A 22844-nucleotide genomic window follows, 5' to 3' on the forward strand; every position below is an offset into this window, starting at 1 on the left:
AGCCGCCATAACACAGAATCGCAGGCACAAAAAAAGCGTCTGCAATGGTGTTTTGGACGCTGATGCGTCGTTGTAATTCGACCGGCCAAGGTCGTTCGCGGATTTTGCCGCGAAGGGCGAACTATAAGGGGAGAGTTTGTGCAGTACAACCATGTGTCGATGAGGATGTTTGAGGCGGTGTGTCATAACGACGTCAATGGTCACGGCAGGTATGTGACGAGGTATAAACACCCTCATGCTTTAAACCGCTACATGCTAGGGGTCAGTAGCCACCGACGGAAATCGGCCAGAAGCAGCAGTTCCAAAGTAACCACGTACGCACCATTGCTGCTCCTCGTAGAGCTCAGCAAATTGCTGACCCAACATAAAGGTAAAAAGGGTCCAAGCCTTCAATAGATAGACTAGGATTTCAAACGGAGCGAGGAGTACCAGTTTCTGATTGCTCTCTTTATGTGTCAGGGAGGAGGATTTTATGAGAGTAAGCGGTGTTGCAATTCGAAATTTCCGTCGACTGGAAAATGTTCAGATCGACATCGAAGACAGGGAATCCATTTTTGTTGGTCCCAACAACAGCGGCAAAACCTCTGCCACCGCAATTTTTCGCTGCTTTCTTGGCGGACGCGATTTCAAAATCCACGACTTCTCGGTCGCCCGAATGGTCGATTTCGACGCATTTTCCACGAGTGGAGATGTCGCGCAGCTTCCCAAGATTAGTCTTGACCTGTGGTTCACCATCGACCCCGAAAGCATCGCATTCGGTAGAGTGTTCACACTGCTGCCGAAACTTTCGGATTTTACGCGCGTAGGAATTCGGCTGTCGTATGAGGTCTCTGAAGCAAAGAAACTACTCGAGCATTACGACGCCGCCTATCCATTAGAGGAAGATGGAACGCGCTCCAAGGCGCTGTCGCAATATCTGGCGCTCGACGGAAATCTTGGCCGACACTTTGCAGTTTGCTATTCGTCACTCGACGAGAAATTTCAGGACGGAATGTCGCCTGAAATCTTGACGAGTCACCTTGATCCCGACGAAGGCAGGCGTCTTCTGAAACATCTCATACGGGTAGAGTTTGTAGACGCACAGCGCAACATTAACGATGACGACAGTAGCCGCAGTAACCGGCTCTCATCGGCCTTCGCCGCCTTCTACCGAAAGAATCTTGAGCAGGTCGGCCATGCAGCCGATGCTCACAGCGTGATCGATGAGAACAACAGACAACTGACCGATCACTATGCAAAGCAGTTTGCCCCGCTAATCAACCTCATCAAGCACCTTGGCGTACCATCGATTAATGATCGGGAATTACAGATTATCTCCTCGCTTAGCCCTGAAACTGCCCTGCGCGGGAACACCGAGTTGCTTTACATCGACCCCAGCCGTAAGCATGAACTGCCTGAGCTCTATAACGGACTTGGCTTCAAAAACCTAATTTATATGGCTATCCAGGCTCAGCATTTTCATTCTCAATGGGTGATGACCGCCGAGAACAGGCCTTTATGCCTGATGATCTTTATTGAGGAACCTGAGGTTCATCTTCACGCACAGGTGCAACAGACTTTCATCTCCAATATCTGGCAGGTAATCAACCAATCCGCTGAGGCAGCTGGCGAACCTAATCTAGTGCCGCAACTTGTTGTAACCACGCACTCCTCCCATATCATGGAAGCCGTGGATTTCGAGAAAGTTCGCTATTTTCAGCGTTGCCATACCGAGGGTGAGACGGTCGCGACGGGGATTCGCAATGCGTCAATGGTTCGAAGCCTTCGATCCTTTCTGCCGGAGGTGGAGACGATTGATAGCAAACTGGTTTCACCGTCAGAATCACTTGCCTTTCTCAAGCGCTATCTACGCTTAACACACTGCGACCTATTCTTCGCTGATGCTGCCATCCTTGTTGAAGGTGCTGTTGAGAAGCTGCTAATGCCGTCCATGATCGAGCGCACCGCTGAGCGATTGCGGACTGTATATCTAACAATTTTGGAGGTGGGAGGGGCCTATGCCCATCGCTTCGAGGGTCTACTCAGCTTCCTTCATATCCCCTACCTTGTTATCACTGACCTCGACTCCGTGGAGCCCACCGGCTACCCCAGCGCATGTCGTGCGGATGTTGTCGGTGCAAGAACCTCCAACGCTTCTCTAAAAAAACTTTGCGGACAGACTACAGTCGCCGATCTGATCGCACTGACCTCCGCTGAGAAACAGCATGTTGACAAAGATCGTTGCATTGCCTTTCAGACGGATATTTTGGTCACGGATGGCGCTGCCAACGAAACATTGCGCCCACGAACTTTGGAGGAGGCAATTGTCTATGAGAATTTCAGACTGCTTCGGTCCGGCGCTTTATCTATCGGTATCCCCGTCCGCGCGCTTCTCAACGACGCTTACCAGGATGTCTACGAACGAGTTCGGTCGGAGAATTTCAAAAAGACCGACTTTGCCATGGACATTCTGGCTTGCTCCGAGGAGTGGACTGTCCCTGGATACATTGCCGAGGGATTAAGTTGGCTTGAGTCGCGTCTATCGCCCCCGCTAGCAGCGGTGACGGAGACAGAAGTCGCTGTCGCGGTGGAGGTATAACATGGGGGCATGGGTAGAAAGCGAAGCGGATGCTCTAGTCCGTAAATGCATAGATGGTCGTCGCAGCTTCGCGATGATAGCAGGCGCGGGGGCGGGTAAGACTAGTTCGTTGGGTGATGCTCTTAATCGGGTTCGGGATAATGAAGGAAGTGCCCTTAGGAAAAATGGTCAACGCATTGCCTGTATTACCTTTACCAAGCGTGCGGTTGAGGTAATTAAGACAAGGTTAGGGTTCGACGAGTTGTACCTGGTTTCAACTCTTCATGGATTTCTGTGGAGCCAGATTAGCCGCTTCCACGAAGATATTCGCCAAGCGCTGTGTGAAAGTCGGATTCCAAATCTTATAGAAAAGGCCAAGGGAGATGATAATGGAGGTAACAGCAAAAAGGCACTAAAAGCCCGTGCAAAAATAGAGCGACTGACAGAACAGCGTGCCCTTCTCGAATCAGTCAAACGTTTCGACTATGCCGACACGAGCTTCAGTGATTACGGAAAAGGACAGATCGGTCACGACGACGTCATAGAGATTGCAACCTACTTGCTTGCAAATAATGAAACACTCAGGCGAATCATCGGTCTACGCTTCCCTTATATCTTCGTCGATGAAGCGCAAGACACCTTTGAAGGCATTGTCTCAGGACTCAATCTCGTGTGCGCGGGCGCTGAACTTCCTGTGGTCGGTTATTTCGGTGACCCCTGGCAGCAGATTTATGACCGAAGTGCCGGCAATTTTGCGCCACCTGACAACGGTGAGGTCATCAAGAAAGCTGAGAATTTCCGCAGTTCAAAGAGTGTCATTCGGCTTCTAAATGCCTATCGTGGGGATGTTGAGCAGTATGCCGCTGGCGAAAATGCGACATGTGAAGGTAGCGTCGAATTCCTACTGATAAAAGCAGAAGATCCAACGGAACCGCGCAGACGCTATTCAGAGGATCAGATTGAGAGGGCGCTGGCACGTATGGATGCTGCAGTCGAAGACTGGGGCTGGACAGGGCGCAACGATGTAATGAAACTCTTCCTCGCACGTCAAATGATCGCGCGGCGGCTTGGCTTCGCTGACCTCAACCGTCTCTTCACAGGCGACTATGCGTCGTCTCGTGCCCAAGATGCCTTTGAGGAAGGTGCGCATTTCCTTCTCAAACCATTTCTTTCGACGATTTGCCCTCTTATTAATGCTAAAAACCAAGGTGACGAACGAAGAATTATCAATTTGCTTCGTCGCGATAGCCCGGCTTTCGCGATCGATGGGTTAAACGCGGAAAAATCACTGAAGTTGATGATTGAAACTTCGAAGGCTTTGGTTGGCCAATTGCAGACTTTGTGGAATACCGAGACGATCGGAGCGATCCTTCGTTTTTGTATCGAGAAGCAGATCATCCAGTCTTCTGAAAGGTTGAGCGAGCATCTTGATCGCGCTCCTCGGGCTGAGCCGTTCGATGAGGATCTTCACAGCATCGACAAAGGAGACTGGCTCGCAGACTCTCTGTTCAAAATGCCCTCTGATATGGTCTCCTGTTACGCCGATTATCTTAACAACAATACCGCCTATAGTACCCAGCATGGCGTAAAGGGCGAGGAGTATCCAAAAGTGTTGGTCGTCTATGACGATGTTGAGGCCGCATGGAACCAATACAGCTTTAGTAAGACCCTAACGCCGCTTACTGCCGGTGAGCCCTCTGACCGGCAACGCTCCTTAACTCAGAAGCTCGCGTATGTCTCGTTCTCCCGTGCGAAGGAGGATCTACGTGTCGTGCTGTTCACCGCTGACCCGGAGGGAGCACGGGCAGAACTCATAGGAAGCAAGCTATTAGTGCCTGATCAAATCCGAATAGTGAACTGAATGTTGTTCCTGCCTTCTGACTTCAGGAAATGGTGATTTAAGCCTAGGCGAGGGAAGGGGTACTCCTCTGCGTATGTAGGGAAAGGAGTCGGCACGAAGTCCACTACGGGAATCAATAAGCGGTTTGCTGTCGATATTGGCTCTTCGAGTTTCGCTCATGAAGCGGTTGCTGCCGATCGACGCTGATATTTATTGAGTCTAAAGGGATGAGTTTGGACGTCCGCTCTTGGCCGATAGCTGACTGTCACTAACGGTAATTCATGGTCGTTTACTGTCGGTCGTGATCATTACAGTACGCAATTTTTCGGTTGGTCGATTTACCCCTTTTGCTCAATTCTTTGTGAAGGGACTTGGAGATTGCCTAAGATGTTGCGGTGGAGCACTTTCTTCTTGTGTTGATAGATGTCGTAGCTGAGAGAGGCGGATAGATATTAACGCTTTAGATCGCTGCGCCCGCTTCGCAGTCGTTCGCAGCCTTTGGCAGCGGCTACATGTAACGCGAACGGAACTAAAACAGGCCGGCCGATAGGCCGCCGTCTGCTTTTGCTCTTGCTTTGGCTTTTGATCTGCCTGCCCCTTTAAACACGATGGCCGAACGTAGGTATTGAGCCGTGGGTAAACCGGCAAGGATGCCGGGTTAGCCGCCCTCCGGCCATGGATGGCCGGTGGCGGCGGCCCACGGATCAATGCCGGAGTGAGGGCATGCCGAGCCTAGGCGAGGCACCGAGTGAGGGGGCAGAGAGCCTTTGGTTACTTTGGGCTCCATCCAAAGTGACCCGCTGTAAGAGCGGAACCATAAGTCGCCGTTACCGAAGCAATGGATATGTACACTAAAAAGACCGCAACCTCAGGTTTTACGACCGCTGCGTGACCGAGCGTGAGCAAGCTCCCTCGCCACAGTAACTTCGCGGAGCCCTTGGCTCACTCTGGAACTCCAACCTCACTCGTTGCAGGACGCCGCCACACCCGCGGCAACGAACCTACCCCCAACCTCAATGCACAATCTGCGCAAGAAACGCCTTCGCCCGCTCACTCTTGGGCGCCGCAAAAAACGCCTCCGGCGGCGCATCCTCCACAATCCGCCCCCCATCCAGAAACAACACCCGCTCCGCCACCTGCCGGGCAAATCCCATCTCATGGGTCACGCACAGCATGGTCATGCCGCTGTCGGCCAGTGTCACCATCACATCCAACACTTCACTCACCATCTCCGGGTCCAGCGCCGAGGTGGGTTCGTCGAACAGCATGATCTTCGGTTCCATGCACAGCGCCCGGGCGATGGCCACGCGTTGTTGCTGCCCCCCGGACAATTGGCTGGGGTATTTGCCGGCCTGGCTTTCGATGCCGACCTTGGCCAGGAAGCCGCGGGCCAGTTCTTCGGCCTTTTTGCGCGATAGGCCGCGCACGGTGGTGGGAGCCAGGGTGCAGTTGTCCAGCACGCTCATGTGCGGGAACAGGTTGAAGTGCTGGAACACCATGCCCACCTGGCTGCGCACCTGGGCCGCTTCGCGGGTGTTTTGTGCAAGGTCGGTGCGGTCCACCAGGATCTGGCCCTTCTCGGCGATTTCCAGGCGGTTGATGCAGCGGATCAAGGTCGATTTGCCGGAGCCGGAAGGCCCGCAGAGGACGATGCGTTCGCCCTGGCGGACCTTGAGGTCGATGTCGTGCAGCACGTGGAAGGCGCCGTAGAACTTGTTCAGCCCGGCGATATCGATCACCACGTCGCGGCGGTCGATGGTGGCGCGGGCGGCGGGTTCGGGCACGGCGGACAGCGGGGCGGTCTGGGTCAGCATGGCAGGTCTCCGACGGTCAGTTGAAGCGCTCGGCGCGATAGGGGGCAGGGTCGGTGAAGGGTGTCTGGCCGGTCATCAGTTGCGCCAGCAGGCGACCGCTGACCGGGCCCAGGGTCAGGCCGTGGTGGGCGTGGCCGAAGTTGAACCACAGCCCCGGGTGGCGCGGCGCCGGGCCGATCACCGGGCACATGTCCGGCAGGCAGGGGCGGCGGCCCAGCCAGGGTTCGGCATCGACGCGCTCGCCCAGGGGGTAGAACTGCCGGGTCAGGGTTTCGCAGCGGCGTAGTTGGATTTCGTTGATCGGCGCGTCCGGGTCGGCGAACTCGATGCCGGTGGTCAGGCGGATGCCACCCACCATCGGCGCCAGCACGTAGCCACCCACCGGGTCGAGGATCGGGTGGCGCAGTTCGCTGCCGGGCAGGGCGGCGTAGTGCATGTGGTAGCCACGCTTGATCGCCAGCGGGATGCGGTAGCCCAGGGGTTCGAAGAGGCCTGCGGCTTGCGGGCCGAGGGCGACCACCACTTCCTGGGCGCTGATCGGGCCGTGTTCGCCCTGGACCTGCCAGCCGCCTTCGACCTGGGTCAGGCTCAGGGCATCGCCGATGACGAACTGGCCGCCGCGCTGCTTGAACAGTTCGGCGTAGCCACGGGTCAGGCCGCCGGGGTCGCTGACGGTCTTGGGATCGAGCCAGTGCAGGCCGCCCACCACGTCGCCGTGCAGGCCGGGTTCCAGGGCGTGGATCTGCTCGCGGTCCAGCACCCGGTAGTTGAGCTGGTACTGGGCCAGGTCCGCGGCGGCGGCCTGGGCGCTGTCGAAGGCTTGCTGGTCGTTGAAGGCTTCGAGCCAGCCGCCGTCGTGGATCAGCCCGAGCATGCCCGCCGGCTCCGCCAGGGCCAGGTGGTCGCTGACGCATTGTTCGATCAGCGGCAACATGGCGCGGGTGGCGGCGGCCAGGCCCTGGGGCGAGGAGTGACGCCAGTATTGCAGCAGCCAGGGGCCGGCCTTGGGCAGGTGGCGCAGGCTGTAGCGCACGTCCGATTGCTGGTTGAGGCCGTAGCGCAAAAGCTTGGTCACTTCCCGGGGGAAGGCGTAGGGGATCACGCTGGCGCGTTCGATCAGCCCGGCGTTGCCGTGGCTGGTGCCGTTGCCCGGCGGCTGGCGGTCCAGCAGCACGACTTCGCGGCCACGGGCCTGCAAGTGCAGGGCGGTGCTGACGCCGACGATCCCGGCGCCCAAGACGATGGTCTGGCAATGCATGGTTCTATCCTTACTGCGGGGGGCCGTGCGCCGGCTCCCAAGGGTTCAGTTCAAGTGCCGGCCGAGACGGCCTTCCAGGTATTTCAGGCTGCGCCGCACCACCTCGACGATTACCAGGTACAGCACCGCGGCCCACAGGTAGATCTGGAAGTCGAAGCTGCGGGAGAAGGCCAGCTTGGTCACGCCCATCAGGTCGTAGAGGGTCACCAGGGAGGCGATGGCGCTGGCCTTGATCATCAGGATCAGCTCGTTGCCCAAAGGCCCGATGGCCACCAGCAGCGACTGCGGCAAAATCACCTTGCGAAACGCCGTCCAGCGCGACAGGCCCAGGGCCTGGCAGGCTTCACGCTGCCCCTGGGCCACCGCCAGCAGGCTGCCGCGAAAGATCTCCGCCTGGTAGGCGGCGGTGTTCAGGGTGAAGGCCAGCAGGGTGCACAGCCACGCTTCGCGAAAGAACCACCACAGCCCCACGTCCTGCCAGAAGCCTTTGAACGAGCCCAGGCCGTAATACAGCATGAACAGCTGGGCCAGCAGCGGCGAGCCGCGGAAGAAGTACACATAGGCCCCGGTAAAGCGCCGCAACAGAGGGTTGCCGGACAGCCGCCCAAGGGCGATCAGCAGGCCCAGCAGGGCGCCGAGGCTGAAGGAGATCGCCACCAGCTTGGCGGTCACCAGCAGGCCGTCGATAAAGCGCGGGCCGTAGCGCTCCAGCAGTTCCTGGTTGAGCACCAGGTTCAGCCATTGATCCAGGTTCATGGTTGCAGGCTCCGTTGATGGCGGCTGAAGCGCCGCTCGAGAAAGCCGAACAACTGCCCGGACAACGCCGAGAACAACAGGTAGCCCAGGCAGGCCACGGTGTAGAACAGCATCGGTTCCTTGGTCACGCTGACTGCCAGGTTGGTCTGGCGCATCAGGTCCACCAGGGAGATGGTCGATACCAGCGAGGTGTCCTTGAGCAGCGACAGCCAGTTGTTGGACAGGCCCGGCAGGGCGATGCGGGTCAGTTGCGGCAGCAGCACCTGGTTGAAGGTGGTGCGCCGCGACAGGCCCAGGGCGCTGGCGGCTTCGTACTGGCCCTTGGGCAGGGTCTTGAACGCCGCCAGCCAGATCTCGCTGGAGAAGGCGGCGAACACCAGGCTGAAGGCGATCATCGCGGCGACGAAGGTGTTGATCGCCACCTCCCCGGGGTAGCCCAGGGCACCGAGGATCTTCTGCGCGGCGATCTGGCAGCCGTAGTAGATGATCAGCAGGGTCAACAGCTCCGGCAGGCCGCGAAACACCGTGGAGAAGCTGGTGGCCCAGGCCCGCGCCCAGCGGTTTTTCGAGCGGGCGGCCAAGGCCACGGCGAGCCCCAGGGGCAGGCCGATGGGTACGCAGGCCAGTGCCAGGGCGATGGTCACCAGGGCCCCGGCCAACAAGGCCGAGCCCCAGCCGCCGCTGGCCAGGGAAAGAAGAGACAGCTGTTCGAACATGCTCGGACCCTCTTGCGCAAAGCTTCGTGCAGCCGGTCGCCGCGCCAGGGCGGCGCGGCACCGTGGCGGCGGATCAGTAGATGTCGAAGGCGAAGTAGCGGCTGGAGATCTTCTTGTAGGTGCCGTCGGCGACGATCTCGTCCAGGGCCTGGTTCAGGCGCTCGCGCAGGGCGTTGTCTTCCTTGCGCACGGCGATCGAGGCGTCGGCGGTGGTGCCGTTGACGTCACCGATGATCTTGCAGCAATCCTTGCCGGCGGTGTCGGCCCAGGCCAGCAGCGGGAACTTGTCGGCGATCACCCCGTCGATGCGCCCGGCGGCCAGGTCGCTGTTGGCTTCGTCCAGGGTCGGGTAGAACTTCACGTCGGCACCGGCCGGGCCGTAGTGGTCCTCGGCGTAGATGGCCTGGGTCGAGGACGATTGCGCGCCCACGGTACGACCCTTGAAGTCGGTCTGGGCGTCGGTGATGTCCGAGTCCCTGGGCACCGCCACCGATAGCGGGGTGCGGTAGTAGTGGTTGGTGAAGGCGATCTTTTTCTTGCGCTCGTCGGTGGCGATCATCGAGGCCACCACGGCGTCGTACTTCTTGGCCATCAGCGCCGGGATGATGCCTTCCCAGTCCTGGGCGACGATCTGGCACTGCACCTTGAGCCGCTCGCACAGGGCATTGGCGATGTCCACGTCGAAGCCGTGCAGCTGGTTGCTGGAATCCACGTAGTTGAAGGGCGGGTAGGCGCCTTCGGTGGCGATCTTCAAGACCTCGGCCTGGGCCGCGGTAGCGGCGACGGCCATGACGCAGGCACTGGCGAAGCGAACGACGTTTTTCATGGAGCACCTCGATTATTTATTGTTTTGCTCGGGTGGAGGATGTGTAGCCAACGAACTCGTTATGCAGGGCGGCAGTGGCTTCCAGGCGCTTTTCCACCTCGGGCCCCAGGTGCTTGCACACCTGGTTGACCAGCAGGTGCACCAGCGACAGCATCGCCGCGGTGGACTCCCAGAACAGGTTGAACTCGGTGGGCACGCGAAACACCTCATCGGCGTTCTGTTCGGCCCAATCGCAGAAGGTATCGGTCACCAGTGTCACGGGTATCCCGGCCGCGCGAGCCTTGTGGCACAGGGCCAGGGCGTGGCGCGAGTAGCGCCGGGCTTCGAACACCACCAGCGCGCAGTCGGCGGGCGGGGCCAGCAGCACCTCGGCGAAGTGTCCGGCGGAACCGTCCACCAGTTGCACGCCGTCGCGCAGGTATTGCAGCAGGTGGACCATGGAGGCGGCGATGCCGCGCTCGGTCTGGAAGCCGGCGACGAACACCCGCGACCGGCTGGCCAGGCGTTGCACCACCTGCTGCCAGGCCGGGGTCAGGCTGTATTCATAGACCTTCATCAGCGCGCCGACTTCCAGCTCGAAGCTGCGCGGCAGGCCCTGGCCGGTGGGGTTGGGTTGCTGGCGAAACTCCTGCAAGCGATCGCCCACCAGCCACGGCCCTTCGCCGAGGTCGTTCTTCAGGTCGTTCTTCAGATCCTTGAAATGGCTGTAGCCGATGGCGCGGCAGAAGCGCCCGACGCTGGACTCGCTGAACCCCAGCTTGCCGGCCACATCGGCGGCGGTCTGGAACGGCAGTTCATGGAGGTTGGCCAGCATGTAGCTGGCGATTGCCCGGCCTGAGGCGGTAGTACCGGACAGGGCACTTTCAAGGCGTTGCTTGATCGGTTGGCTCATGGCTATTTTCGTTGTTGTGGGCCGTTGGCAATGAAAAATGGATGTTTTCTGTCATTAAGTCAATGTTTGACAGTTAACTGGCGTGACGCGATAGTCAGGTGCCTTCCAATAACAATTCCAATGGAGCCACCCATGTCCGACGCCCCCCTGGCGCAGGCCGCTAGCGAGTACCTCGACCTGCCGGCCTTGACCCATCTTCTGCAACGTATCTTCCTGCGCCACGGCACCAGCGCCGAGGTGGCCCGGGTCCTGGCGGACAACTGCGCCCGGGCCCAGCGCGACGGCTCCCACAGCCACGGGGTGTTCCGCATTCCCGGCTACCTGTCGTCCCTGGCCAGCGGCTGGGTCGATGGCCAGGCCGTGCCGCAAGTCGAGGATGTGGCCCCCGGCGTGGTGGCGGTGGATGCCGGGGGCGGCTTTGCCCAGCCGGCCCTGGCGGCGGCCCGCGAGGCGCTGGTGAGCAAGGCCCGCAGCGCCGGGATCGCGGTGCTGGCGATCCGTAATTCCCATCACTTCGCCGCGCTCTGGCCGGATGTCGAGCCCTTCGCCGAAGAAGGCCTGGTGGCCCTGAGCCTGGTCAACAGCATGACCTGCGTGGTGCCCCACGGCGCCCAGCGGCCGTTGTTCGGCACCAACCCGATTGCCTTCGCCGCGCCCCGCGAAGGCGCCGAGCCCATCGTCTTCGACCTGGCCACCAGCGCCATTGCCCATGGCGACGTGCAGATCGCCAAGCGCCAGGGCCAGCAGCTGCCCGAGGGCATGGGGGTGGATCGGGACGGCCAGCCCACCTGCGATCCGGCGGCGATCCTCGACGGCGGCGCCTTGCTGCCCTTCGGCGGGCACAAGGGCTCGGCGCTATCGATGATGGTGGAGCTGCTGGCGGCGGCGCTGACCGGAGGCAACTTCTCCTTCGAGTTCGACTGGTCCCGACATCCCGGGGCACAGACGCCCTGGACCGGCCAGTTGCTGATCGTCATCGACCCCAGCCACTGCGGCGGTGGCCGCTTCGCCCAGCGCAGCCAGGAGCTGGTACAGCAGATGCAGGCCGTGGGCCTGGAGCGCCTGCCCGGTGACCGGCGCTACCGCACCCGGGCTAGATCCCTGCAAGAGGGCATTCCCCTGGCCACCGCCGAACTGGCGCGGCTGCGGGGCCTGGCGGGCGACGAATAAGGGCTTCATCCCTTCGCATCCGGGTCCATGAGCCCTTGGTGTTACTCCAGGTAGGGGGCCGGTAGCGGGGCAGGTCGTGGATCGAAACGGCCGCTCCTCTGCTGCCCCACCAAAGCACCGGCCACTTGCCCCCAAGGCAGCCTATGGGCGCTTGCGGCGCCTTTTGATAATCGCCTCCGACATCTCGTCCCCCGAATGCGGAGCGCGCCATGCACAACAATAAGAATCGCCAGCACCCTCTGTTCCCGGCCCTGATCGCCGGCCTGTCGACCCTGGGCCTGGGCAATGCCGCCCAGGCCCAGATCATGCTCTACGACAAGGACCAGACCACCTTTTCCACCGACGGCTACGTCAACGCCTTCTACGTCAACAGCAAGGTCGACCGTGCCGGCGAGCAGTACGACCGGCGCCAGGCGCGGGTGAAGATGGGCTTTTTGCCCAACTACCTGGGCTTCAACATGGGCAAGCAGGTGGATGAGCTCAAGCTCGGCGCCCGGGCCTCGTTCTGGGTGACCATCAACGACAGCCAGGACAACGGCACCGACACCGCCATCGACGTGCGCCAGTTCTACGGCACCGTGGCCAACCCGGAGTGGGGCGAAGTGCTGATCGGTAAGGACTTCGGCCTGTTCGCCCGCTCCAACATCCTGCTCGACGAGATGCTCGCAGGTTATGGCCAGGTCAGCGACAGCCTGGGGCTGGTGGATGGCGGCGGGGTGTCGTTCGGCAATATCGGCAGCGGTTATCCCTATCCCTTTCCCACCTCGCAGATCACCTACCGCAGCCCGCTGATAGACGGCCTGCGGGTGGCGGTGGGCATCCTCGACCCGGTGGACACCAACGACAGCAGCACCCTGGGCAAGGCCTACCAGAAGAACCCGCGCACCGAGAGCGAGATCACCTACCAGTTCGACCTGGGCGGGGCCAAGTTCTACAGCTGGCTCAACGGCAGCTACCAGACCTCCGACAACACCGACCCCGAGGTGCGCTCGGTAACCTCCAAGGGCCTGGGCTACGGCCTGCAAGCCAAGATGGGCGGGCTGTCCCTGACCGGCTCGGGGTTCCAGGCCAGGGGCATCAACCCGTTCTTCACCAACAATGCCGGCAAGGCCACGCTGCGCAATGTCGACAGCCGCGGCTACCTACTGCAGGGCTCGTACAAGCTGGGCAAGAACCGCCTGGCGCTGTCCTACGGTAAGACTAAGGATGACGGCAATGGCGTGGTGGGCAGCGGCGCCGACTACCAGACGCGCGGAGTTGCGCTGTTCCATGACATCAACGACAACCTCAAGCTGGTGGCCGAGTACAACCAGTTCCAGATCGACGGCCATCGCGGCAGCGCCCAGAACGAAGACACCAACACCTTCGCCGTGGGTGCAGTGCTGACCTGGTAACGGCAGCGGCAAGCCGCAAGTGGGTAGCCGCAAGCGGTGTGCGTCTGTTCTTGCGGCCGATTGTGAGAATCCTGTGGTGAGCAAGTGCGCTCGCGCTGGAAGGCGCAGCCTACGCCCATGGAACGGGCCACCCGCTACCCAAGTAGCATTCGTGCCCCGGGGCCGGCTTCGTACACTCATCCCCCAGACAATCCCGCGCCGGAGGCGACGATGCAGCAAGCCCAGAGCGAGGGCGTGGTCAGCGCCATGTCCCAGGCCGCCGATCCGCAGCAGGTGGCCCAGGACCTGGCCCGCCAGCTGCTGCATCCGCATCTGGGCTTCGTGCTGTTCTTCTGCTCCGCCGAGTACCCGCTGCAAGCCCTCGGCCAGGCCCTGCAACAGGGCTTTGGCGGCATCCCCCTGGTGGGCTGCACCAGCGCCGGGGAAATCACGCCCCAGGGCTACGGGCGCAACTGCGTGACCGCCATCGGTTTCGACCACCGGCACTTTTCCATCGCCGCCGAGCTGATCGACCAGATGGAGCATTTCAGCCTGATCGACGCCCAGCGCATGGTCGAGCGCCTGGTGGGCGGCTGTCGCAGCAACACCCTGGCGCCGATCAAGGGCAACACCTTCGCCCTGACCCTGCTGGACGGCCTGTCGAGTCGTGAGGAAATGGTCCTGGCCGCCCTCAGCGCGGCCCTGGGCGATATCCCGCATTTCGGTGGCTCGGCCGGCGACGACAACTACCTGACCCACACTCACGTGTACTTCGGCGGCGAGTTCCACAGCGGTGCGGCGGTGGTGGTGCTGGTCAACACCTGGCTGGATTTCGAGGTGTTCACCACCCACCACATCCAGCCCCGGACGGAAAAACTGGTGGTCACCGGGGTCGACAGCACCTTGCGCCGAGTCTACGAGCTGAACGCCGAGCCGGCCGCCGAGGAATACGCGCGGCTGATCGGCGTGCCGCTGGCGCACCTCGACCACCGGGTATTCGCCGCCCATCCGCTGGCGGTGCGGATCAACCAGCACTACTACGTGCGTGCGGTGCAGCAGGTGCACCCGGACCTGAGCCTGAGCTTCTACTGCGCGGTGGAGAACGGCATCGTGCTTACCGCCATGACTCCTGGCCCCTTGCTGCCCAACCTGCAAGCCTTGTTCGACGGTTTGCAGCAACGCCTGGGCAGCTTGCTGCTGACCATCGGCTGCGACTGCTTCCTGCGCCGCCTGGAGCTGGAGGACCAGGGCGGCCTGGAGCGTATCGGTGCCTTCCTGCGCGAGCAGCGGGTGATGGGGTTCAACACCTACGGAGAACAGTTCAATGGCATGCACATCAACCAGACCTTCACCGGGGTCGCCATTGCCCGCAGCCGAACTGCGGCCCGTCGCTGAACTACAAGCCCGGATCGACTGCCTGCAACGGGAGAACCGCAAGCTGCGGCGGATCAACGACGCGCTGATCGAGCGGGTCGAGTCCGGCATCACCCGGGGTAACGATCCTTATGCGGCGTTCCAGCACTCGGTGGTGTTGGCCGAACAGGTGCGCGAGCGCACCGACGCACTGAACCAGGCCATGGCCGAGCTCAAGGCCGGCAACCATTTGCTCAGCGAGGCGCGGTTGCGGGCCGAGACCGCCCACCAGCACCTGATCGATGCCATCGAGAGCATTTCCGACGCCTTCGTGCTGTTCGACCAGAAGCAGCGCATCGTCCTGTTCAACAGTCGCTTTCGCGCCTTCTGGGCCCACAGCCGGGTGCGGATCATGGCCGGCATGCGCCTGGCCGAGGTCCGGCGGCTGCTGACCAGCACCGGGCTGTTCAGCGAAGAGCCGCGCAGCGGCGGTGACGAACACCTGTTGTATCGCCTGCACAACGGCCGCTGGCTGCAGGTCAGCGAACGGCCGACCCGCGAGGGTGGGCGGGTGATCCTGTTCACCGACATCACCGAGGTCAAGCACAGCGAGACCCAGCGCCGCGAGCAGGCAGTGGCGCAAAAGTCCCACCTGTTGCAACGGGCGGTGGACAACCTCTCCCAGGGCGTGGCCATGGTCAACGCCGAGGGCGTGCTGGAGTTGTGGAACCGGCGCTTCCTGGAACTCAGCGGGTTGGCGCCGGTGGCCGCGCACCGGCTGTTCGCCGAGGTCATCGGTGACAGCGAACTGAGCCTGCTCAGTCCTGACAGCCGCGATGCCAATGGTCGGCCGATCCACGAATGCGAGCAGCGCTTGAGCGATGGCCGGGTCCTGGAGATCCGCACCCATCCGCTGCCCACCGGTGGTTTCGTCAACACCTTCACCGACATCACCGAGCGCTATCGGCATGCCGAGGCCCTGAGCGAGAGCGAACGCTGGATCCGCCTGATCACCGACCAGGTGCCGGCGCTGATCGCCTACCTCAATGCCGACCTGGTGTACGAGTTCACCAACAAGGTCTACGAGGAGTGGTACTGCTGGCCCCGGGGCGTGATGCTCGGCCAGAGCCTGCGCGAGGTGCACAGCGAGCAGCACTACCAGCGCCTGGAGTCCTACATCGCCCGGGCGCTGGCGGGGGAGAGCGTGACCTTCGAGTTTCCCGAGACCAACATCAACCATCAAGAGCGCTACATGCTGCGCTCCTACGTGCCCAACCGCCTGGCCAACGGTGAGGTGGTGGGGATCTTCGTGCTGATCCGCGACATCACCGAGCGCCGGCGCACCGCCGAGGCCCTGCACCAGGCCTACCAGAACCTGGAGTTGCGAGTGCGCGAGCGCACCGCCGAATTGACCACCCTCAACCAGCAACTGCTGCGCGAGATCGAGGAGCGCAGCCGGGTCGAATCGCGCCTGCGCGAGGCCAAGGGCGAGGCCGAGCGGGCCAACCTGTCGAAGACCAAGTTTCTGGCCGCGGTCAGCCACGACCTGCTGCAACCGCTGAACGCCGCGCGGCTGTTCACCAGTGCCCTGCTGGAGCGTCGCGACCCCGAGGCGAGCCAGGCCCTGGTGCGCAATGTCAGCAACTCCCTGGAGGACGTGGAGAACCTGCTGGGCACCCTGGTGGACATCTCCAAGCTGGATGCCGGGGTGATCAAGGCCGATATCGCACCCTTCGTCCTCGGCGAGCTGCTGGACAACCTGGCCGCCGAGTACGCCCAGGTGGCCCGCAGCGAAGGCCTGGAGCTGCACTTCGTGGCCTGTTCGGTGCTGGTGCGCAGCGATATCCAGCTGCTGGCGCGGGTCCTGCGCAACCTGCTGAGCAATGCCATCCGCTACACCCGCCAGGGCCGGGTGGTGCTGGGCTGCCGGCGCCAGGGCCGCTGGCTGTCGATCCAGGTCTGGGACAGTGGCCTGGGCATCGCCGCCGAGCGGCTGGAGGAGATCTTCCAGGAGTTCAAGCGCGGCGATGAACAGCGCCCCGACCAGGACCGGGGCCTGGGCCTGGGGCTGGCCATCGTCGAGAAAATCGCCGGGATCCTCGGCCACCGCATCGACGTGCGTTCCTGGCCTGGGCGCGGTTCGGTGTTCAGCGTGCAAGTGCCGATCAGCGCCAGCGCGCCGCCACCGGCTCCGTACCTGGAAGGGCGGGCGGCGCCGCTGGAGCGTTTGCAGGGCGCACGGATCTGGGTGCTGGATAACGATGCGGCGATCTGCGCCGGCATGCGCACCCTGCTCGAAGGCTGGGGCTGTCAGGTGGTCACGGCGCTGTCCGAGGAAGACCTGGCGCGCCAGGTGGACGACTACCGGGCCGAGGCCGACCTGCTGATCGCCGACTACCACCTGGACCAGCAGCGCAACGGCATCGACGCCGTGGCGCGGATCAACGCCCGGCGCGCCCTGGCGATCCCGGCGATGATGATCACCGCCAACTACAGCAACGACCTCAAGCAGCAACTGCGCGAACTGGGCCACACCCTGATGCACAAGCCGGTGCGCCCGATGAAGCTCAAGACCGCCATCAGCCACCTCATAAAGCAGCGGCAAGCTTCAAGCTGTAAGCCCCGAGCTTGAGGCTTGCCGCTTGCCGCTAGCGGCGCAGGTAGGCGCCGAAATCGATGTCGCCGGCGCTGAGGATTGCTTGTACCCGGTTGTGCACGTTGAGCTTGCGCAGGATCGCCGAGACGTGGGCCTTCACCGTGGTCTCGGCGATGTCCAGGGTGTAGGCGATCTGCTTGTTGGATTCGCCCTTGGTCATGCGCTCCAGCACCAGCAGTTGCTTGCGGGTCAGGGCCTGCAACAGCTCCGGCGGGAAGCTCGGGGCTTCGCTGCTGCGCCGTCCTGGCGAGCTCTTCTGGGTGCGGATGATGTCCGGCGGCAGGTACACGTTGCCATTGAGGATCTGCTCGATGGCTTCGGTCATCTGCGAGCGCGGCGAGGACTTGGTGATGAAACCCACGGCGCCGTAGGTGATGGCCTGCAGCACGATCTGCTTGTCCTGCTCGGCGGAGACGATCACCACCGGGATGGTCGGTGCTTCGTTGCGCAGGGTGATCAGGCCATTGAGGCCGTGCATGCCCGGCATGTTCAGGTCCAGCAGGATCAGGTCCAGGTCGTCGTGGTCCTGGGTCAGGGCCAGGGCGCTGTCCAGGTCGGCGGTCTCCATCACCTCGCTGCCGGGGAAACCGTCGCTGATGACGTTGTGGATGGCTTCGCGAAACAGTGGGTGATCATCGGCTATCAGGATTCTGTACACGGCCTTTCACCTCGTTATTGTGGTTATGGGGGCACTTGAGCCAGGCAGGGTCAGGGTAGGGGTTCGGGGTGGGCGGCCACCAGGGGCAACCCGGCGGCTTCCCAGGCATCCAGGCCATCGCGGTACCAGTAGATATTTTTATAGCCCAGGGCTGCGGCGCGTTTTACCGCGTTCCAGCTCAGCCAGCAATCGGCGCGGCAATAGAACACCAGCGCTCGCTGGCGGTCGCCCTGGCTCAGGCGCTGCAAATGCTGGTTGAAGTAGCCCTGCCACTGGGGCGTCAGCTCGCCGTCGCCGGTATTGGCCAGCCAGTGGCTGCCGGGCAGGTTGGCGTGGGGTTCGCTGTCGATGAAGCGGCCTTGCAGCCATTGCCGGCGATAGACATCGATCAGCAGCGGCGCCGGGCGCACTTGCAGCAGGCCCTGCAAGGCCTGGGTGTCGACGATCTGCGCCGCCTCGATGTGCAGCGGGGTCGGGCTGCGATAGAGACCGGTGCGATAACCCTCGGCGGAAAACAGCGGGTCGGCGGCCTGGGCGCTGCCCAGCGCCAGGCTCAGGCACAGCGTGGCCAGGGTTTGCAGGGCACGAGACATAAGGCTTTTATCCTTGTTGTTATGGGCCCATTACATGCCAGGGCCGGGCGCTTGGGAATGCGACCATCGACAGTAAAAGCAGTACCAAAGTCGTAGAAAACCATGCCGCCAAGAGGGTGTTCGCAAAGGGGGGATGGGGGCTTTGCGGCGGCTGTCTGACGCGAGTGTTCGCCGGCTATGCAGAAAGTAGCGGGGCAGCGGTACCAAGGTAGTAGGCCGGCACTCTTGCGCTGGCCTTAGCATGGGCTGCAGCGGCCATGGCCACCCAGAGGACCTTCCCATGCGCATCCTGAAAGTGCTGCTCTTGCCGTTGCTGCTGATCCTCAGCCTGATCGGCGTCGATCGCCTGCACGGCTCACGGCCGGCACCGGCGGCGAGCCAGCCGGCGGCGCTGGGGCGCTAGGCGTGTCGGCCCTGTGGCGGATCAACCTGTGGGTCACGGCCTGTTTTGCGCTGCTGACCCTGGCCGGCGCCGGGCTGTTGCTGCGCCAGGCGGCGGACGATGTGGAACGCGAAGTGCAATCCGCCGAGGCCCTGGTGCAGTACCTGGGGGATAGCGCCGAACGGCAGCCAGCCAGTCTGCAACCAGAGCTGACCCGCAGCCTGCGGCATGTGCGGGTGCACTGGCTGGCTCCGGATGAAGACCTGACGCCGCTCAGTACCATTGCTGCCGATGGTTGGCTGGAGCGCCTGTTGCTGGGTGACAGCCCACCCAGTACTCGGCTGCTTCAACTCAATGATGGCCGGCGCGTGCTGATCGCGGTGAATGCCGCCGCCGAACTGGGGGAAGTGCGCCAGGCCTTGCAGCAATGGTTTGGCCTGTGCGCGCTGGCGCTGCTGCTCAGCTTGCTGAGCATCGGCTGGGCGGTGCGCCGTGGCCGGGCCTGGCTCGATGAAGTGCTGCATGCTCTGGGCCAGGTGTCCGACGGCCAGATGGTTGTGCGCCTGCGCAGCAGCGCGCTGCCGGAAACCCGGCAACTGGCTGAACATTTCAACCGCATGGCCAGCGCCCTGGAGCAGGCCCATTGCGACAACCAGCAACTGACCCAGTCCCTGCTGGCGGTGCAGGAGCAAGAGCGCAATCACCTGGCGCAGACCTTGCACGACGACCTCGGCCAGTACCTGGCCGGCATTCGCGCCCAGGCCTGCCTGCTGCGCCTGGTGGTGGACCAGCCGGCGCGGGTGGCCAGCACCGCCCAATCCCTGGAGCTCAACTGCGAGCACCTGCAACAGGGCTTTCGTGCCATGGTCCAGGACCTGTACCCGGTGGTGCTGGGCCATCTGCCCCTGGCCGAAGCCCTGGGGTTGCTGGTGCAACAGTGGCAAGCGCGCCAGGGGATTGAATGCCGACTGCGGGTTGGCGAGCGCCTGCCGGCATTGCCGAGGGCGAGCAACACCCACCTCTATCGCCTGTTGCAGGAAGCCCTGACCAACGTCGCCCGGCACGCCGGCGCCAGTCAGGTGCGGGTGCGCCTGCAACGAAGCGGCCCAGGGCTGCGCCTGCTGATCCGCGATAACGGTCGCGGCGCACCCCAGGCCCGGCGTACGGGCGTCGGCCTGCACTCCATGGCCGAAAGGGCGCGCAGCCTGGGCGGTGAACTGCGCATCATCAACTGCCCCGGCGCCGGTTGGGCGCTGGTCCTGGACATACCCCTGGAGGCCTGATGAATATCTTGTTGGTGGATGACCACGCGGTGGTCCGTCAGGGTTACGCCAGCCTGTTGCAGGCGGTGTTGCCGACCATGCAGGTGCGTGAAGCCGCCAATGGTGAAGAAGCCCTGGCCCGGGTGCTGGAAGACGTGCCGCAACTGGTGATCATGGATTTTGCCTTGCCGGGTATCAGCGGTTTGGAGACGACTCGGCGCTTGCGCCAGCGTTTGCCGCAGTTGCGGGTGCTGTTCTTCAGCATGCACGACGAACTGCCCCTGGTGCGCCAGGCCCTGGAGGCAGGAGCCTCGGGTTACCTGACCAAGAACTCGGCGCCCCAGGTGTTGATCGAGGCGGTGCACCGGGTGCTGGCCGGGCATGCGTACATCGAGCAAGGGTTGGCCACACAGTTGGCGTGTACGCCGTTGCGCGATGAGATCGATCCGCGCTTGCAGAGCATGACCCAGCGCGAGATGGAGATTTTCGTGATGCTGGCCAAGGGCACTCCGGCGCGGGTGATTGCGCAACAGTTATGTATTAGTGGCAAGACGGTGTCGAACTATCTGACCTTGCTCAAGAGTAAGTTGCAGGTCAGTTCCCATGGGGAGCTGGTGCATCTTGGGATCGACATGGGCGTGGTGCGGGTGGCGGGATGAGGGGTGTATAATTTGGCAAATTTTGTCAAAAGCGGACAAAGCCATGAGCACCATGAACATCTCCCTGCCGGACGCTCTCAAGTCCTTTGTCGATGATCAAGTCAGCCAGCGCGGCTACAGCACCAGCAGTGAATATGTGCGTGAGCTGATTCGCAAGGATCAGGATCGGCAATACCTGCGTGGCCTGTTGTTGGCCGGTGCTCAATCGGCTCCGGGCACTGCTGTGGAGGGTGACTATTTCGAATCCCTGCGTGCCAGGGTGCACAAGACGCGAGGATGAAAGCCAAGCCGGTCATTCCACGTGCCTTTGCCAGTCAGGACGTGGAAGGCGCTATCAACTACTACCTTGACCAACAGGTCGAGCAGGCTGCGCTCGGTTCTATCGATGCTTTAGAAAAGGCCTATGTTCATATCGGCCGCCTTCCGGCCTCGGGTATGTCTCGCTACGCCCACGAGCTGGATCTGCCGGGGTACCTTGCTGGCCGTTGAAGCGCTACCCCTATCTGGTGTTCTACGTTGAACGCGATGACTACATCGACGTATGGCGCGTTTTGCAGGGTATGCGGGATTTTTCTGAGTGGTTGGCTGAAGGTGTTTTCCGGTAGTGGTGGGGGATGTTGGGGGCGGGGTACATATCCGTTGCTGCGGTCATGGCCAACTTAGGGTTTCGCCCTTACGGCGAGTCCCTTTTGTCAAACGCCACAAAAGGAACCAAAAAGTCTTGCCCCTCCATACGGCCCCTCGCCTAGGCTCGGGGTGCCCTCGCTCCGGCATTGCTCCGGGGGCCCGCCGCCACAGGCCATCCATGGCCTGATGGCGGCTAGCTCGGCATCCATGCCGAGCTGCCCCCTACGCAACGCCTGCGCTCGGCCTGCTGGGAAGGGGCTTGAAGATCCAGATCCAGATCAAAAGCAAAAGCAAAAGCAAAAGCCAAGCGCGTTTACGCGCTCTTCGCAGGAGCCGGCTTGCCGGCGAAGAGGCCGTTAAGTCATGCATCGCCTGGGCCGACGCCTTCGCTGGCAAGCCAGCTCCTACGGGGTGGCACACACGGCCGCATCTTCAGGCCGGCCGCAAGGCCGCCGTCAGATTTTGATCTTGATCTGCCTGCCCCCTTAGACACGATGGCCGAACGCAGGCATTGAGCCGTGGGTAAACCGGCAGGACGCCGGATTAGCCGCCATCCGGCCAGGGACGGCCGGTGGCGGCGGCCCACGGATCAATGCCGGAGAGAGGGCATGCCGAGCCTAGGCGAGGCACCGAGTGGAGGGGCAGGAGCCTTTGGTTACTTTGGGCTTTTCAAAGTGACTCGCCGTAAGGGCGAAACCACCAGCCGCCACACCCGCAGCAATGGATATGCCCCCCGTCCCCTTACTTATCCCACGTCCCCGGACACCCCTGGCAGCCCTCCATATTGGCATCCTGGAAATTCCCGTAATGCTGGCGCGCTCCGCGCAGGTCGGCGCGCTCCAGGTTGCTTTCGCCGAACTTGGCTTCCTGCAGGTTGGCATCGCGCAGGTCGGCGCCTTGCAGGTCGGCCTTGCTCAGCCAGGTCATTTCCAGGTCCGCCGCTTGCAGGTTGGCCTGGTGCAGCTTGGCCCCGGACAGCCGGGCAAATTGCAGGTAGGCGGCGCTGAGGTTGGCATTGGCGAGCTGTGCGCCCTGGGCGAACAGGCCCCAGCCCTGGATGGCCACCAGGGTGGCGTTACTCAGGTCCGCCAACCGCAGGTTGCTCTGCTGCAGGCTGGCGCGGGTCAGGTTGGCGCCTTGCAGGCGGGCTTTTTCCAGGTTGGCCAGGTCCAGTTGGGCGTGGCGCAGGTCTGCATCGCGCAGATCGGCGCCGGCCAGGTTCATCTTGCGCAGGTCCTGGTTGGCCAGGTTGGCGCCCCGCAGGTTGGCCCCGGGGCACTGGCTGGATTCGGCGATCAGGCAGCCATTGATGGTCAGCGGGGCGTCGTTGCCCTCGTCGTCGACGTTCATTGCGAAGGCGGGGGAGAGGGTCAGCAGCAGGGCAAGGGGCAGGTAGTTCATGGGGCGGTTCTCCAGGCGGGTGCGAAGGCGGGTGTGGCGAGGGAGCAAGCG

19 protein-coding genes and 1 pseudogene are annotated in these 22844 nt (G+C 62.3%); 11 read left to right on the forward strand and 9 right to left on the reverse strand.

The annotated features are described in order from the left end of the window. The first annotated feature begins 472 nt into the window (after positions 1-472). Positions 473-2578, forward strand: coding sequence for an ATP-dependent nuclease (locus GDH07_RS09270; RefSeq protein WP_152897196.1), 2106 nt, complete (start codon positions 473-475; stop codon positions 2576-2578). 1 nt (position 2579) lies between these two features. Then, positions 2580-4418: a UvrD-helicase domain-containing protein gene (locus GDH07_RS09275; protein ID WP_152897197.1), complete on the forward strand. Its 1839-nt coding sequence runs from the start codon at positions 2580-2582 to the stop codon at positions 4416-4418. Between the two features lie 992 nt (positions 4419-5410). Here GDH07_RS09275 and GDH07_RS09280 read toward each other — a convergent pair. The 6 genes from GDH07_RS09280 to GDH07_RS09305 form a co-directional block, all read right to left on the reverse strand. Continuing rightward, a complete protein-coding gene (locus GDH07_RS09280; RefSeq protein WP_246195914.1) occupies positions 5411-6211 on the reverse strand; it encodes an amino acid ABC transporter ATP-binding protein in 801 nt (266 codons plus the stop codon). Positions 6212-6227: 16 nt separating this feature from the next. Further along, the gene (locus tag GDH07_RS09285; RefSeq protein ID WP_152897198.1) at positions 6228-7469 is read right to left on the reverse strand and encodes an NAD(P)/FAD-dependent oxidoreductase; all 1242 of its coding nucleotides are present in this window, start codon (positions 7467-7469) and stop codon (positions 6228-6230) included. Between the two features lie 45 nt (positions 7470-7514). Then, the gene (locus GDH07_RS09290; protein WP_152897199.1) at positions 7515-8225 is read right to left on the reverse strand and encodes an ABC transporter permease; all 711 of its coding nucleotides are present in this window, start codon (positions 8223-8225) and stop codon (positions 7515-7517) included. Next, positions 8222-8941: an ABC transporter permease gene (locus GDH07_RS09295; protein ID WP_022643620.1), complete on the reverse strand. Its 720-nt coding sequence runs from the start codon at positions 8939-8941 to the stop codon at positions 8222-8224. The genes GDH07_RS09290 and GDH07_RS09295 overlap by 4 nt, the downstream gene beginning before the upstream one ends. A 73-nt stretch (positions 8942-9014) precedes the next feature. Further along, on the reverse strand, positions 9015-9767 hold the full coding sequence (locus tag GDH07_RS09300) for a transporter substrate-binding domain-containing protein (protein ID WP_022643621.1): 753 nt from the start codon (positions 9765-9767) through the stop codon (positions 9015-9017). A gap of 16 nt (positions 9768-9783) precedes the next feature. Next, complete coding sequence (locus GDH07_RS09305) at positions 9784-10659, reverse strand: MurR/RpiR family transcriptional regulator (RefSeq protein WP_022643622.1); 876 nt, start codon at positions 10657-10659, stop codon at positions 9784-9786. Positions 10660-10791: 132 nt separating this feature from the next. Between GDH07_RS09305 and GDH07_RS09310 the strand changes: the two genes are divergently transcribed. From GDH07_RS09310 to nahK, 4 genes are all read left to right on the forward strand, one after another. Beyond that, positions 10792-11829 carry an Ldh family oxidoreductase gene (locus GDH07_RS09310; RefSeq protein WP_152897200.1) on the forward strand — a complete coding sequence of 346 codons (1038 nt, stop codon included), beginning with the start codon at positions 10792-10794 and terminating at the stop codon, positions 11827-11829. A 209-nt stretch (positions 11830-12038) separates the two neighbouring features. After that, complete coding sequence (locus GDH07_RS09315) at positions 12039-13223, forward strand: porin (protein ID WP_152897201.1); 1185 nt, start codon at positions 12039-12041, stop codon at positions 13221-13223. A gap of 210 nt (positions 13224-13433) precedes the next feature. Next, on the forward strand, positions 13434-14597 hold the full coding sequence (gene nosP / locus GDH07_RS09320; protein WP_022643625.1) for a nitric oxide-sensing protein NosP: 1164 nt from the start codon (positions 13434-13436) through the stop codon (positions 14595-14597). Then, positions 14527-17187, forward strand: a complete 2661-nt coding sequence (gene nahK, locus GDH07_RS09325; protein ID WP_152897202.1) for a hybrid sensor histidine kinase/response regulator NahK/ErcS' — start codon at positions 14527-14529, stop codon at positions 17185-17187. Before nosP ends, nahK begins: the two co-directional genes overlap by 71 nt. A 16-nt stretch (positions 17188-17203) precedes the next feature. On the opposite strand, the gene GDH07_RS09330 is transcribed toward nahK, so the two are convergent. Together GDH07_RS09330 and GDH07_RS09335 are read right to left on the reverse strand one after the other, a co-directional pair. Next, positions 17204-17869 (reverse strand): response regulator transcription factor, encoded by a 666-nt coding sequence (locus GDH07_RS09330; protein WP_022643626.1) that lies wholly within the window; start codon positions 17867-17869, stop codon positions 17204-17206. 50 nt (positions 17870-17919) lie between these two features. Beyond that, entirely contained in the window at positions 17920-18462 is a 543-nt protein-coding gene (locus GDH07_RS09335) for a PQQ-dependent catabolism-associated CXXCW motif protein (protein WP_152897203.1), read from the reverse strand. A 280-nt stretch (positions 18463-18742) separates the two neighbouring features. Here GDH07_RS09335 and GDH07_RS32670 point away from each other — a divergent pair, with 280 nt between their 5' ends. The 5 genes and pseudogenes from GDH07_RS32670 to GDH07_RS32265 all read left to right on the forward strand — a co-directional run bounded on the left by GDH07_RS32670 (position 18743) and on the right by GDH07_RS32265 (position 21370). After that, on the forward strand, positions 18743-18865 hold the full coding sequence (locus GDH07_RS32670) for a hypothetical protein (protein ID WP_263986923.1): 123 nt from the start codon (positions 18743-18745) through the stop codon (positions 18863-18865). 2 nt (positions 18866-18867) lie between these two features. Beyond that, positions 18868-20127 carry a sensor histidine kinase gene (locus GDH07_RS09340; protein WP_343038202.1) on the forward strand — a complete coding sequence of 420 codons (1260 nt, stop codon included), beginning with the start codon at positions 18868-18870 and terminating at the stop codon, positions 20125-20127. Continuing rightward, positions 20127-20765 (forward strand): response regulator, encoded by a 639-nt coding sequence (locus tag GDH07_RS09345; protein ID WP_152897204.1) that lies wholly within the window; start codon positions 20127-20129, stop codon positions 20763-20765. The genes GDH07_RS09340 and GDH07_RS09345 overlap by 1 nt, the downstream gene beginning before the upstream one ends. 43 nt (positions 20766-20808) lie before the next feature. After that, positions 20809-21045 carry a type II toxin-antitoxin system ParD family antitoxin gene (locus tag GDH07_RS09350; RefSeq protein ID WP_152897205.1) on the forward strand — a complete coding sequence of 79 codons (237 nt, stop codon included), beginning with the start codon at positions 20809-20811 and terminating at the stop codon, positions 21043-21045. Next, positions 21042-21370 (forward strand): annotated as a pseudogene (locus GDH07_RS32265) (type II toxin-antitoxin system RelE/ParE family toxin). The gene GDH07_RS09350 and the pseudogene GDH07_RS32265 overlap by 4 nt, the downstream one beginning before the upstream one ends. A 763-nt stretch (positions 21371-22133) precedes the next feature. Here GDH07_RS32265 and GDH07_RS09360 read toward each other — a convergent pair. Continuing rightward, the gene (locus tag GDH07_RS09360) at positions 22134-22793 is read right to left on the reverse strand and encodes a pentapeptide repeat-containing protein (RefSeq protein ID WP_152897206.1); all 660 of its coding nucleotides are present in this window, start codon (positions 22791-22793) and stop codon (positions 22134-22136) included. Positions 22794-22844: the final 51 nt, after the last annotated feature.

It is taken from the genome of Pseudomonas piscis (assembly GCF_009380155.1).
GTDB lineage: Bacteria > Pseudomonadota > Gammaproteobacteria > Pseudomonadales > Pseudomonadaceae > Aquipseudomonas > Aquipseudomonas piscis.

What these genes read in the sequence shown, in the direction of transcription:
- GDH07_RS09335 (WP_152897203.1), bottom strand. Translation starts at nt 18,462, where the DNA reads ATGTCTCGTGCCCTGCAAACCCTGGCCACGCTGTGCCTGAGCCTGGCG.
- GDH07_RS09285 (WP_152897198.1), bottom strand. Translation starts at nt 7,469, where the DNA reads ATGCATTGCCAGACCATCGTCTTGGGCGCCGGGATCGTCGGCGTCAGC.
- GDH07_RS09300 (WP_022643621.1), bottom strand. Translation starts at nt 9,767, where the DNA reads ATGAAAAACGTCGTTCGCTTCGCCAGTGCCTGCGTCATGGCCGTCGCC.
- GDH07_RS09280 (WP_246195914.1), bottom strand. Translation starts at nt 6,211, where the DNA reads ATGCTGACCCAGACCGCCCCGCTGTCCGCCGTGCCCGAACCCGCCGCC.
- GDH07_RS09295 (WP_022643620.1), bottom strand. Translation starts at nt 8,941, where the DNA reads ATGTTCGAACAGCTGTCTCTTCTTTCCCTGGCCAGCGGCGGCTGGGGC.
- GDH07_RS09305 (WP_022643622.1), bottom strand. Translation starts at nt 10,659, where the DNA reads ATGAGCCAACCGATCAAGCAACGCCTTGAAAGTGCCCTGTCCGGTACT.
- GDH07_RS09350 (WP_152897205.1), top strand. Translation starts at nt 20,809, where the DNA reads ATGAGCACCATGAACATCTCCCTGCCGGACGCTCTCAAGTCCTTTGTC.
- GDH07_RS09275 (WP_152897197.1), top strand. Translation starts at nt 2,580, where the DNA reads ATGGGGGCATGGGTAGAAAGCGAAGCGGATGCTCTAGTCCGTAAATGC.
- GDH07_RS32670 (WP_263986923.1), top strand. Translation starts at nt 18,743, where the DNA reads ATGCGCATCCTGAAAGTGCTGCTCTTGCCGTTGCTGCTGATCCTCAGC.
- GDH07_RS09360 (WP_152897206.1), bottom strand. Translation starts at nt 22,793, where the DNA reads ATGAACTACCTGCCCCTTGCCCTGCTGCTGACCCTCTCCCCCGCCTTC.
- GDH07_RS09270 (WP_152897196.1), top strand. Translation starts at nt 473, where the DNA reads ATGAGAGTAAGCGGTGTTGCAATTCGAAATTTCCGTCGACTGGAAAAT.
- nosP (WP_022643625.1), top strand. Translation starts at nt 13,434, where the DNA reads ATGCAGCAAGCCCAGAGCGAGGGCGTGGTCAGCGCCATGTCCCAGGCC.
- nahK (WP_152897202.1), top strand. Translation starts at nt 14,527, where the DNA reads ATGGCATGCACATCAACCAGACCTTCACCGGGGTCGCCATTGCCCGCA.
- GDH07_RS09310 (WP_152897200.1), top strand. Translation starts at nt 10,792, where the DNA reads ATGTCCGACGCCCCCCTGGCGCAGGCCGCTAGCGAGTACCTCGACCTG.
- GDH07_RS09315 (WP_152897201.1), top strand. Translation starts at nt 12,039, where the DNA reads ATGCACAACAATAAGAATCGCCAGCACCCTCTGTTCCCGGCCCTGATC.
- GDH07_RS09345 (WP_152897204.1), top strand. Translation starts at nt 20,127, where the DNA reads ATGAATATCTTGTTGGTGGATGACCACGCGGTGGTCCGTCAGGGTTAC.
- GDH07_RS09290 (WP_152897199.1), bottom strand. Translation starts at nt 8,225, where the DNA reads ATGAACCTGGATCAATGGCTGAACCTGGTGCTCAACCAGGAACTGCTG.